This is a genomic window from Streptosporangium sp. NPDC020145, assembly GCF_040631275.1.
Taxonomy (GTDB): Bacteria; Actinomycetota; Actinomycetes; order Streptosporangiales; family Streptosporangiaceae; genus Streptosporangium.
On record NZ_JBEXZT010000013.1, the window covers coordinates 19,754 to 31,716 of the forward strand.

The following is an 11,963-nucleotide window of genomic DNA, read 5'->3' on the forward strand; positions in this document are numbered from 1 at the left end:
TGCCGGGCACGCTCCGAAACTTTGACCGGGGTCAACGCGAGTCCGTTACCCGGCGCCGGCTTCGTTGACGCCAAGCCTGCCTCCGGACACAGAGGCGTACGTCGACAGATGGGGTGTGCGGCGGGCGCCGTGGGTGTCCTTGTTGCGGGTAGGGGTGTCGGCGCGTGCCGCTCAGGCGGTGGGGGCGCCGAACCAGCGGGTGGCGGCGCGCCGGAACGCCTCGGGGTCGGGGTCGGGGCCCTCGGCCCAGGCCACGACGCCGTCGGGCCGGATCAGCAGGGCGCCGAGTCCGAGGTCGTCGGCGACCGGGCCGGGGGCGTGGCGGACGCGGCCCTGCCAGCCGGCCGTGGTCTCCCGCAGGCTCTGCGCGGCGGTGAGGTCGACGGCGACGCCCTGGCCTTCACGCAGCAGGTCTCCAAGGTGGGTGCCGTCGCGGAAGCGGAAGTCCGGGGCGGTGAAGCCGACGACCCGCTGGTCGCCGCCCAGGTCGTAGCGGTGGGCGAGCCCGGAGGTGGCGCGGAAGACATGGGTGGTGCCGTCGGCGGTGCGCAGCAGGTCGTGGACGAGCCGGCGCAGGGCCGGGGTGTTGGGGCCGGGGTTCATCGTGGCGACCTGGGCGCGCGACCAGTCGAGGACGGCGGCGCCGACGGGGTGGCGTTCGGCGGTGTAGGTGTCGAGCAGGTTCTCGGGGGCGGTGCCGTGGAGGGTGGCGGCGAGCTTCCAGCCGAGGTTCATGGCGTCGCCGATGCCGAGGTTGAGTCCTTGACCGCCGAGCGGGGAGTGGATGTGGGCGGCGTCACCGGCGAGGAACAGGCCGACCGGCCCGGCCCCCACGATCACCACGTCGCGCATGTCGGTTCTCCTCCAGTCGCGAGTTTCCGGATCGGCCGGGGCTCGACGGGCCGGGACCGTGCTCCGTGAAGCTCGAAGCGGCAAGATTGGAGCAACGCTCCAATTTTGGAACCGTACTCCATTTTGGAGCGCTGCACCAAAACTGACAGGATGAGGGCATGACCACACCGACACCCCAGTCACGAAGGCGCAGGCAGGTGCTCTCGCGTGAGCGCATCATCGAGGCGGCGGTCGGGCTGCTGGACACGGCGGGGGCCGGGGCTCTGACGGTCCGCGCGCTGTCGGAGCGCCTGTCCACCGGATCCGGGGCCATCTACCACCACGTCGGAAACATGGGCGAGTTGCTGCAGGCCGCGACCGAGAGCGTCGTCGTCGCCGCCCTTCCCACCCCGCAGGAGTCCACGACGGATCCCGGGACCGAGGACACCGGCCGCGAGCGGATCCGCGCCGCCGCCCTCGGCCTGTACGACGCGGTCGCCGAACACCCCTGGCTCGCCGTCCAGCTCGCCGTGCAGGTCACCCGCAGCCCCTGGGGAGCGGTGACGCCCCGGATCTTCGAGAGCATCGGCGGGTGCGTGCGCACGCTGGGCGTTCCACGGAGCGACTGGTTCGCCACGACCTCGACGCTGGTGCACTACATCCTTGGCGCCACCAGCCAGAACGCCCAGCCCTCCGACACCGCGGACGACGTCGGGGTCCCGCGGTCCGGCGCGCGGCGCGCCGAATTCCTCGACTCCGTGTCCAAGGCGTGGAAGAGCCTCGACGCCGGTGACCACCCGTTCCTCCACGACATCGCCGACCAGATGCGCGGGCACGACGACCGGGAGCAGTTCCTCACGGGCATCGACCTCATCCTCGCCGGCATCACCGCCGTCAGCCGCCCTTCCTGACCCCGCGCCCACCGGAGAACCGGCCGGCCCGGCCAGCCGGCGACGCTCACCTCCCGGTTTCCGGGTCACCCGGCATCGTGGACGGCATGAACGGGAACAGGCGGACGTCGAGGCCCTCGACGTCCTGCTCGGCCGGCCACGTCCCAGGAGGTCACCCCGGTGTCGCGGCCAGGGCGAGGTCGTCCACCGTCACCGTGACGGAGGTGTCGGTGGCCTTACGAGACAAGAAGGTCAGCAGGCCGGCCCCACCCGGGACCTGGAGTCCGGAGGTCGCGTCCGTGACGGAGAGCAGCCAGTCCGGCTCGGCCGCGCCGACGGCCCAGACCTTGCCGCGGATCGTGGTCGGCGACGTGCCGGTGACCTGGACGCGTACTCGCATCGCGATGCCCGCGCCCGCTGTCAGCCGGGGGACCCACAGCGGCTGTGCGAGGTCGATCTCACCGCGGCCCGCCTCGTAGCGGATCAGCTGGAGCAGGACCTTGCCGTTGGGCCGCAGGCTCACGTGCGCCCGGTAACTCCCCACCGCCGGGACCCTGCGCCCCACGGCGGTCACGTAGATCCCGCCCCCGGTGGGGGGCCTGTCGCCGGCGAAGGTGAAGCCGAGGTCGGTTCCGGTCTCCTTCACCCCGTCCAGGTAGGCGCTGGAGCCGGTTCCGGAGGACGTCGTGATCCGGCCCTTCCCACCGTCCACCGAGTAGTCGCTCTCCGGAACGCCGACCGACCAGTGACGCTTCCCGTCGTCCGTCGTGCCGAATCCGGTGCTGACCGTGCGTCCGAACGTGTCGGACACCCGCAGCCCCCCGCCCGGGGCCACCGACGCACCCGGACTCGCCGACCCGCTGGGCGAGACCCCTCCTGAGCTCGACGGCGAGGCAGACGGGGGCCCGGAGGTGGGAGCGGAGGCGGACGAGGTGCCCGGCCCGCCGGTGCCTGAGGACGCCTGGGACCCCGCCCCGCCGAACGGCCGTAACCAGGTGAGCGCCCCCACCACGACCGCGACCAGTGCCGCCGCCACGGCGAGCGCCCTACGGCGGCCCCGCCCGGCGGCCCACCCGATGAACACCGGGGCCCGTGCCGAGGGCGGGGCCGTGGGCTCCCCGGTGGGTCCCGCGGTGTCCTCATGACCGGCCGTCCCGGCAGGATCCCGGCCGCCGGCCGGTTCTGCGGCGAGGCGGCTGCCCAGGCTGGTGAGTTCCACGATCGACCTGCCGCGGCCGCCGGAGACCGGGTCGATCAGGCGGGACAGCAGCTCGCCCGCCGTCGGCCGGTGCGAAGGGTCCTTCTCCAAGGCGGCGGCGACCGAGTCGCGCAACGGCGGCGGGACCGCTGACAGATCCGGTTCGTGGGTGACGATGCGGTTCAGCACGTCCGCGACGCTCGCGGCGGCGAACGGGGAGGTGCCGGTGGCGGCGAAGATCATGGTGCCCGCCCAGGCGAAGACGTCCGAGGCGGGTGAGGCGGGGGAGCCGCCCAGCTGTTCGGGCGCGAGGTAGGCGGGGGTGCCGATGAGCCCGCTGGTCATGGTGGTGACACCGTCCGCGCGGGCGATGCCGAAGTCGACCACCCGGGGACCGTCCGGGCCGAGCAGCACGTTGCTCGGTTTGAAGTCGCGGTGCACGACGCCGGCCGCGTGGATGGCGGCCAGGGCCGTCGTGGTGCCGACGGCCAGCCGTTCCAGCTCGCCGCCGCGCAGGGGGCCGTGTTCGTGCACCCGTTCCGCCAGCGTCGGCCCGTCCACGAACTCGCTCACCACGTACGGCCGTGGCCCGTCCGGCACGGCCGTGAGCACGCGGGCGGTGCAGAAGGGCGCCACGCTCTCCACCGCCGCCAGCTCGCGGGCCAGACGGGCGCGGGCCTCGGCGTCGGCCCTGATCAGCACCTTCACCGCCACCCGTTGCCCGACCGGGTCGCGGGCCAGGTAGACGATTCCCTGTCCGCCCTCCCCGAGGCGGCCCAGCAGCTCGAACTCACCCAGACGCGGAGGATCCTCAGGGGCAAGAGGGGCAACCATGCTCCATACGGTACTGATCCGCTCAGTCAAGTTCGAGGCGTCCGGGCCGAGCTCCCGCGTCCAACGCGACGAGCGCGTCCTTCCTCTGGACTGACGACAGGAAGCCAACAGGGGCGGTGCTGAGCCGTCAGAGCAGGTCGCTAGATCAGGGCGGCGAGGAGGTCCAGCGCGGTCGCCCTGCCGGGTTCGTCGGCGATGCCGTCGAAGATCTTGAACGCGTCCTCGGCCAGTTTGCGCGCCGCCTCGCGGTCGCCCTCAGCCCGGTTGACCCGGGCCAGCGCCAGCAGCGCGTGCGCGTCCAGCAGCCGGTCGCCGAGCCGTACGGCGATGGACCTGGCCCGCTGCGCGCAGTCCCTGGCGTCGGGCACCCGCCGCTGCGCCAGCCGTGCCTCGGCCAGCTCCAGCAGGGTGTCGGCGTGCCGGTGCCGGTCGCCCCGGTCATCGAAGAGGCCCGCGGCGGCGGTGAGCCGGTCGGCCGCCTCGCCGGGGCGGCCTGCCCGCCGCAGCACCGCGCCAAGCGCCTGCTGCGCCTCGGCGCCGGCCCTCCCGCCGCCGAAGGCGCGCAGAGAGGAGGTCAGCTGGCGTTCCGCCTCGTCCAGGTGGCCCTGTTCCAGGTGAACCTGGCCGATCCTGCGCCGGACCTGCGCGGCTTCCTTGCCGCTGGACGTACCGGGACCCGTGAACACCCCGAGCGCCCGGGTGAGCAGGTCCAGCGCCTCCGCCCACCGGCCCTCGGCCCGGTACAGGTCGCCCTGGTCGCGCAGGAGCAGGGCCTCGGCGCGGGCGTCACCCGTGCGCCGTGCCGCCGCGAGGCCGGTCTCGGCGACCGGCCGCCAGTCGTCCAGGAAGCGCCGCCGTTCCAGGAACGGGCCCAGCAGATGCGCGAGCCGCCACGCGCCCTCGTCGAGGCCGGCCCCGTACAGATCACCGACGAGGGCGGCGAGGAACGCGCGCTCGGCGACGAGCCACTCGACCGACTCCTTGATGTCCCCGGTCACGAAGCCGCGCATGCTCGGCTCACCGGAGACCAGCGGGAACCGGGACGCCTGCACCCGGGCGATCACGACGGCCTGGAGCCGCGCGAGCGCCTCCCGTACCGCATGCACGCCCTCCTCCTCGACCAGCCGCTCGCGGGCGTAGAGCCGGGTCAGGTCGTGCATGCGGTAACGGACCTGACCCGCCACGTCCACGGTGTGCGCCTCCAGCAGGCCGGCGTCCACGAGCGCGTCGGCCTGGTCGCCGAAGACCTGGACGGCCCAGTCGGCGACGTCGGGGGCCGACAGCGCGCCCAGCAGCCGCGTCATTCGGCGCGCCGGCATGGGCAGGCCCTCATAGCCGACCGCGTACACGCTGCGGATCGTCTGGTCGCCCGAGTGAAGACGGTCCAGCCGCACGCGCTCGTCCTCCAGCAGGCCCGCGAGGTAACCAGGGGTCCAGCCCGGTCTGGTGGCCAGGCGGGATCCGGCGATGCGCAACGCGATGGGCAGCCCGCCGCAGAACCGCATCAGCTCCCGCACCCCGCCGTCGTCCGCCCGCTCCTCGCCGATGAGCCTGACGAGCAGGTCACGGGCCTCGCCGTCGTCCAGGACGCCCAGCGGCAGCCGTACGGCGCCGGTCAGCCCGCCGAGCGCCGACCGGCTGGTGATCACGGTGGGGCATGAGGTGAGCAGCGGCCGTACCTGGGACTCGTCGGTGGCGTCGTCCAGCACGACGAGCATGCGGCGGTTGGCGGTGTAGGTGCGCAGCAGCCGCTGCCGCCGGCCCTCCGACGCCGGTACCGCCTGGGCCGGGCAGCCGAGCCAGCGCAGGAAGTCCTCCAGGATCGCGCCGGGCCGGGTGGTCTCGCGCAGGTCCGCGTACAGGATCCCGTCGGGGAAACGCTCCCTGTGCCGCCAGGCGGCGTGTACGGCGAGCGCCGACTTGCCCACCCCGGCCGGGCCGTGCACGACGACCAGGCCGGAGAACACCTGATCGAGCAGGTCGGCGCGGCCGGTGAAGTGGGCGACGTCCCGCGGCAACAGCACCGGCGGGCCCGCGGAGACGTGCAGCATGACATCGTCGTGCAGCATGCGGTGGTAGAGAAGCTGCAGCTCGGGGTCGGGCTCGATGGCGTGCCCGCCGTCGAGTTCGTCGCGCAGCGCCGTGTACGCGGCCAGCGCCTCCACGCGCCGCCCGCTGCGATAGAGCGCCAGCATGAACTGGCCGCGGAAACGCTGCCAGAGCGGGTGCTGCGCGACCAGCATCCGCACCTCGGACAGCAGCTCACGGTGCCGGCCCGCGTCCAGGTCGAGCTCGATCCGGCGCTCCAGGGCGAGCAGGCGAAGCTCTTCGAGCTCCTCGCGCAGCCGCCCGGTCTCGGCCCAGCGCCGCGCGTCAGGGTCCACGTCCGCCAGAACCGGTCCGCGCCACAGGTCCAGCGCCTCCCGCAGCTTCCCGCTGTCACGCCCGGACAGCCCTTCCTGTATGAGCCGACGGAAGCGGCCGACGTCGAGCTGGTCGTCGTCGATGGCCAGCGTGTACGTGCCGGACACGGTGGTGATGACGTCCTGGCCGATCAGCTGCCTGAGCCGGCCGACGTAGCCGCGGATCAGCGAGTCCGACCGGTCACCCTCCTCCAGCGGCCACAGCAGCTGTCGCAGCCGCTCGACGGTGAGCGGTCGGCGGGCGTTGAGCGCGAACATCGCCAGCAGGTCACGGTGCTTCGGAGCGGTGGGAGTGCGATCCTCTGCGCCGTCACGTATCGACAATGCCCCCATAATCCGAAATTCCATGACAAATCCCCGGGTACGGCGGGCAGGATGTGGCGTCAAAGCCCCCACGATCCCACAGCTCCACCGCGTCTCGCGCCGGGATTCCCCACCATTCCTGACCAATGAGCAGGTGTCGGTTTCCGAAGCCGAGCTGGTCCCGCAGCCCCGGTCCGCCCGGCCGAGCCTGGGCGGCGACGGCGTGTCGTGCAACTTCAGGACGGCGGCGCCCGCCGCGGCCCACGCCGCCGGGGGCGCGGCCGACGGCTCGCCCAGGCGCCCTCGCGCGAGAGCCGTCGCGGTGCCGTACGTCGCCGGCGCTATGACGGGGACGGGGCCGCGCACCGGGTGGCGAGGCCGTCCAGGAGGCAGCCGAGGCCGAACGCGAAGCGCCGCTCGCTCTCATGCTCGACGTCGATCTCACCCGTGGCGGCCATCCGGCCGGCCAGCGTCGGGTGGCGTTCGGCGACCTGGCGTAGATACTCGGCCGCCCGCTCGTCCCATTCGGACCCGGTCCCGCTCATGCGGGCCAGCGTGTCGCGCCAGGCGACCTCCGCGATGACCGCGCCGACCACGTGGTCGTTGACGGCGGCCATGGCGGCGTCGAGGTCGGAGCCGGTGAACCCGGCGTGCTCCAGCAGGCGCAGCCCGGTCTCGGCCAGGGCGAGCGCGTTCGGGCCGAGGTTGGGCCTGACGGTCAGTTCGGACAGGGCCCACCGGTGGCGCAGCAGCATGGCGCGGTTGCTGCGGGCCAGCGCCGCCAGGCCGTCCCGCCAGCCGGACGTGCCGGGGCCGGCGCTCACCTCGGCCAGTACGCGGTCGAGGGCCAGTTCCAGCAGGTCGTCCTTGGTGTGGACATACCAGTACAGCGACCCGGCGGTCACTCCGAGGGCGGTGGCGACGCGACGCATCGACAGGCCGCGGTGGCCTTCGGCGTCGAGGACGGCGACCGCCACGTCGACGATCCGCTCGCGGGTGAGCTGGCGGTCGCGCGGCGGCCGCTCGGGACGCAGCCACACGGACCCGCCGGAGGACTCTGACGACGGCACGCGATCACCCTACCCGCCTTGACGTCGCCTTCCGATTCCCTTATACAACGTTCAATACTGTTAAACGATGTTTAAGGAGGAGTCGGATGTCCACTCCCACCCCGCTGTTCCGCGCGAACGGCCCGCTGACGGGTGAGGTGCACGTGAGCGTGCTCGGCCCTGAGTCCGGGCCGCCTGCGGTCCTCGTGCACGGCTCCACGAGCTGGGGCGACGACCCGGTGTACGGTTTCGCGGCGCAACGCCCGCTGGCCGGCCGGTTCCGGCTGCTCCTGATGGACCGCCGAGGCTACGGCGGCAGCCCGGACGCCGGGGACAGGTTCCCCGGCGACTACCTGGCCGACGCCGACGACGTCGCCGAACTCCTCGGCGAGGGCGCGCACCTGGTCGGCCACTCCTACGGCGCCGTCGGAGCCATGATCGCGGCGGCGCGCAGGCCGGAGGCGGTGCGCTCGCTCACCCTGGTCGAGCCAGGCTGCTACCAGGCGGCCGCCGACCACCCCGCCGTGGCCGAGGCGCTGCGCGCCAACCGCGCCGCCTACGCCGACCTTCCCGACCTCACACCCGAGGAGTGGCTGCGGACCGCCGCCGACTCGGTCGGCACGCCGGAGCCGGAGACAGGCGATCGGCGGTTGCGCGCGGCCGCCACGGCGCTGCGCGAACGCGTCTGCTGGGAGGCGGGTCTCCCGCTGCCGGCGCTGCGGGCGGCGGCCTTCCCCAAGCTGGTCGTCTCGGGCACCTGGGAGGAGGCCCCCGGGCCGTACCGGGAGCGCGGCGGTGTCCCTCTCATGGCCTGCGCGCGCGTCACCGCCGAGCGGATCGGAGCACGGCACGAGCAGGTGCCGGGCAGCGCCCACTACCCGCACGTCGAGGCGCCGGAGCGGCTCAACGCGCTGCTCACCGCCTTCTGGTCCGGCGCGTGAACGGCCGCCCTCGCGTGGTCGTTCCCCGACGTCAGGGATGGTTCGGATGAGCTTCGGAGGCGAACCAGACGGTGATGGACAAGCCGCCTTCGGGGCGTGCGCCGGCGATGAGGGTGGCGCGGTGCGCCTGGGCGACGGCGTTGACGATGGCGAGGCCGAGGCCGTAGCCGTCGTGGTGGCCGTGACGATCGGGTGCCAGTCTCTGGAAGGGCTGGAAGAGGCGCTGGATCTGGTCGCCGGGTATGACCGGTCCGCTGTTGGCGACCGTAAGGGCCACCTGGGTGCCGCAGGACTGAGTGGCGACCCTCACGTGCCCGTCCGGGCGGTTGTGGCGGATGGCGTTGTCGATGAGGTTGGCGACGAGGCTTTCGATCAGTCCCGGGTCCCCGGCCGTCACCGCGGGCGACAGGTGTTCGGTGAGGTCGACGCCCTTCTCCGCGACCTGGTGACGGCGGGAGGCGAGCACTCCTTCGACGATGTGGGCAAGATCGAGGGCGTCCCGGCGGGTGACGCCGCGCTCGCCGGTGGCCAGGGCGAGCAGTGCCTGGACGAGCCGCTCCTGGTGTCCGCCGAGGGCGAGGGCCTCCTGGCAGGCCGAGCGCAGGGTGTCGGTGTCGGCGTCGGGGTCGGCGAGGGCGACTTCAAGGAGGGTGCGCAGGCCGGCGAGCGGGGTGCGCAACTCGTGGGAGGCGTTGGCGACGAAGTGGCGCTGGGCGTCGAAGGAGGCCTGAAGGCGGGCGAACAGGTCGTCGAGGGTATGGCCGAGTTCGGTCAGCTCGTCCATGGGCTCGCCGAGGTCAAGGCGCCGGTGGAGGTCGCCGGCGGAGATGATTTTGGCGGTGGCGGTGATGGCGCGCAGCGGACGCAGGAACCGGCCGGAGACGAACCAGCCGAGGGTCAGGGCGACGGGAATCAGAAGGGCCAGGGCGACGGCCGATCCCGTGAGAAGTCGGGGAGGGCCGATCCCGGGCCCGGCTTCGGCGATCGCACCCGGCGAAGGACGGCCTGCGGACGTGGCCGCGTCGACGCTGGCGAGCGGGACGGCGACGAACAGGAGCACGAGGACTCCGGCGGCGTAGACGCCCGCCGCGTAGGCGAGCGCGAGCCGCGTCTGCAAGGACCTTCCGGCGAGCCGCAGGCGGGTCATGACGGTCCGATGCGGTAGCCGCCTTCGCGGACGGTCTCGATCACGGGCGGGTCGCCGAGCTTGGCCCGTAGCCGGTGCACGGTGTGCTTGACGGCGCTGCTGAAGGGATCGGCGGCCTCGTCCCAGACGCGCTCAAGGAGTTCCTCGGCGGAGACGACCAGGCCGGGTACGGCGAGCAGGCATTCGAGCAGGGCGAACTCCCTGGGGCTCAGCTCAAGGCGCCGACCGGCCCGGAACGCGGCACGGCGGGCCGGATCGAGGGTGATGTCCCCACATGCCAGGGTCGGCGGCAGCGGCGGGGTGGCACGGCGGGCCAGGGCACGGACGCGGGCGACCAGTTCGGTGAACGCGAACGGTTTGGGCAGGTAGTCGTCGGCGCCGAGACCCAGCCCATCGACACGGTCCTCGATCGTGCCGGAGGCGGTGAGCATCAGTACACGGGTCACACAGCGGCTGTGGGCGAGTCGCCTGCAGATCTCGTCCCCGTGGACGCCGGGCAGGTCGCGGTCGAGGAGCACCACGTCGTAGCGGGTGGCGGCCAGGCGCTCAAGGGCGGTGGTTCCGTCCAGGACGACGTCGACGGCCATGCCCTCGCGGCGCAGCCCGGTTCCGATGGAGCGGGCGAGGATCTCGAAGTCCTCGACGACGAGGACTCTCACCGCTCACCGCCGCTCGTCGCGCGGGCAGGACGGCCGGTCCGGCCGCCGGGTCGGGAAGGCATGGGTCAACGATGCCAGATCCCCGGTCGCAGCCAGGTCGCAGCGGCTGCGACCTGGCTGGAACCGGGTGCCGCGTACAACCGTCGGCATGAGTTCATTCACGCCCCACCGGTCCGTCCGGCGGGCCGGTTTCCTTCGGACGCTGCGCGCGGAGTGGACGAGGTTCCGCTCCGCACGAGGCCGGGTGCTCGCCATGGTGGCCTCCGTGCTGGTCACCGTTTCGCTCGGGCTGCTGATCGCCGCAGGCGCCCGCAGCACCTGCGTGACCGGGAAGGGCGAGGGCCCCTGCCCCGCGCCCCTGGTGGGACCCGACGGCACGGCGGTGATGGACAAGTACTACTTCGTGCACCAGACGCTCAAGGGGAACGGCGGCGTCACCGCCCGTGTATCGGACATGACCGGGCTGATCCGGCTGCCGGACGCCGTACCCGGGGTGCGCAACGTCAAGGAGGGGGTGGTGCCGTGGGCGAAGGCCGGCCTCCTGGTCAGGCAGAGCCTCGAACAGGGCACGCCGTATGCCGCCGTCATGCTCACCGGAGATCACGGCGTGCGGATGCAGTACAACTACGTCCACGACGTGCCCGGCGGTCCTCACAACGGCCCGCAGTGGCTACGGCTGACCAGGTCGGGCGACACCGTCACCGGCTACGAGTCGGACGACGGCAGGACGTGGACCGAGGTCGGCACGGTCACGCTGAACGGGCTGCCGGAGGCGGTCGAGATCGGGCTGTTCGCCGCCTCGCCAGGCGCCCTGTGGGATATGGCGCAGGCCTTCGCCCAGGCCACCGCGACCTTCGACCGGATCACGCTGCAGGGCGCGAACGGTTCGTGGCGCCACGACGACGTCGGCGTCGTCATGGAGTCCGACGGCAGGACCCCCCATCACCCGGGCGGGGTCGTCGAGTCCGGCGACAAGCTCATCGTGACCGGGGGCGGTGACATCGGGCCCGCCACGGTGGAGGGCGGTCTACGCGCCGACCTCATGCTGATCGGCGGGGCCGTGGGACTGGTCCCGATGCTCGTGGCGGCGGTCATGTTCCTTTCTGCGGGACACCGGAGCGGGCCGATCGGGAACGGCCCGCCGGTCGAGCCGCATCCGGCGCGGCCGCTGGCGGCCAAGGCCGCGGTGGTCGGCGTGGCCGCGTTCGTGACGGGGCTGGCGGCCTCGGGAGTCGTGGTCCCTGCCGGCCTGGCGATGTTGCGCGCCAACCAGAACCCGGTCCAGCCGATCACCCTGGGTACCGAACTACGGGTGATCGTCGGCTACGCGGCGCTGACCGCGGCCGCCTGCGTGCTGGCTCTGGGCCTGGCCGCGCTGGTCAGGCGGGCTGTCGTCGCCGTCGGGCTGGCCGTCGCGCTTGTCGTCGTGCCCCACCTGCTGGCGGCCGCTGGTGTGGCGCCGTGGCTGCTGACGATCACCCCTGCCGCCGGGTTCGCGATCACACAGAGCGTCCCCACGTTCGCGCATGTGGACGTGGACCCGTCACCGCTGGGGGGCCACTACCCACTCCCGCCATGGGCAGGTTTGGCCGTGACCTGTGGATACGCCGCCTTCACCCTGGGGGCGGCGATCGCCGCACGCCGGCCCTCGCGCGCGGCTCGGCTCTGACGCGTGGGTGGTTCCGGGC

Annotated in this window: 9 protein-coding genes; 3 read left to right on the plus strand and 6 right to left on the minus strand. The window is 73.0% G+C overall.

The window, feature by feature from the left end; all coding sequences use genetic code 11:
- Positions 1-171 precede the first annotated feature (171 nt).
- A complete protein-coding gene (locus tag ABZ463_RS23150) occupies positions 172-852 on the minus strand; it encodes an FAD-dependent monooxygenase (protein ID WP_362778797.1) in 681 nt (226 codons plus the stop codon).
- Positions 853-1,010: 158 nt separating this feature from the next.
- Between ABZ463_RS23150 and ABZ463_RS23155 the strand changes: the two genes are divergently transcribed.
- Positions 1,011-1,742, plus strand: a complete 732-nt coding sequence (locus ABZ463_RS23155; protein WP_362778800.1) for a TetR/AcrR family transcriptional regulator — start codon at positions 1,011-1,013, stop codon at positions 1,740-1,742.
- 151 nt (positions 1,743-1,893) lie between these two features.
- On the opposite strand, the gene ABZ463_RS23160 is transcribed toward ABZ463_RS23155, so the two are convergent.
- The 3 genes from ABZ463_RS23160 to ABZ463_RS23170 form a co-directional block, all read right to left on the minus strand.
- Positions 1,894-3,753: a serine/threonine-protein kinase gene (locus tag ABZ463_RS23160; protein WP_362778802.1), complete on the minus strand. Its 1,860-nt coding sequence runs from the start codon at positions 3,751-3,753 to the stop codon at positions 1,894-1,896.
- Between the two features lie 140 nt (positions 3,754-3,893).
- Positions 3,894-6,524: a BTAD domain-containing putative transcriptional regulator gene (locus ABZ463_RS23165; RefSeq protein ID WP_362778804.1), complete on the minus strand. Its 2,631-nt coding sequence runs from the start codon at positions 6,522-6,524 to the stop codon at positions 3,894-3,896.
- Between the two features lie 296 nt (positions 6,525-6,820).
- Positions 6,821-7,549, minus strand: coding sequence for a TetR/AcrR family transcriptional regulator (locus ABZ463_RS23170; RefSeq protein WP_362778806.1), 729 nt, complete (start codon positions 7,547-7,549; stop codon positions 6,821-6,823).
- Positions 7,550-7,635: 86 nt separating this feature from the next.
- On the opposite strand from ABZ463_RS23170, the gene ABZ463_RS23175 reads away from it, so the two are divergent.
- Positions 7,636-8,469: an alpha/beta hydrolase gene (locus ABZ463_RS23175; RefSeq protein WP_362778808.1), complete on the plus strand. Its 834-nt coding sequence runs from the start codon at positions 7,636-7,638 to the stop codon at positions 8,467-8,469.
- A gap of 31 nt (positions 8,470-8,500) precedes the next feature.
- Here ABZ463_RS23175 and ABZ463_RS23180 read toward each other — a convergent pair whose 3' ends face one another.
- A complete protein-coding gene (locus ABZ463_RS23180; protein WP_362778810.1) occupies positions 8,501-9,616 on the minus strand; it encodes a HAMP domain-containing sensor histidine kinase in 1,116 nt (371 codons plus the stop codon).
- Positions 9,613-10,275, minus strand: a complete 663-nt coding sequence (locus ABZ463_RS23185; protein ID WP_352013339.1) for a response regulator transcription factor — start codon at positions 10,273-10,275, stop codon at positions 9,613-9,615. Before ABZ463_RS23185 ends, ABZ463_RS23180 begins: the two co-directional genes overlap by 4 nt.
- Positions 10,276-10,423: 148 nt before the next feature.
- Between ABZ463_RS23185 and ABZ463_RS23190 the strand changes: the two genes are divergently transcribed.
- Positions 10,424-11,944, plus strand: a complete 1,521-nt coding sequence (locus ABZ463_RS23190; RefSeq protein ID WP_362778813.1) for a hypothetical protein — start codon at positions 10,424-10,426, stop codon at positions 11,942-11,944.
- The last annotated feature ends 19 nt before the right edge of the window (positions 11,945-11,963 follow it).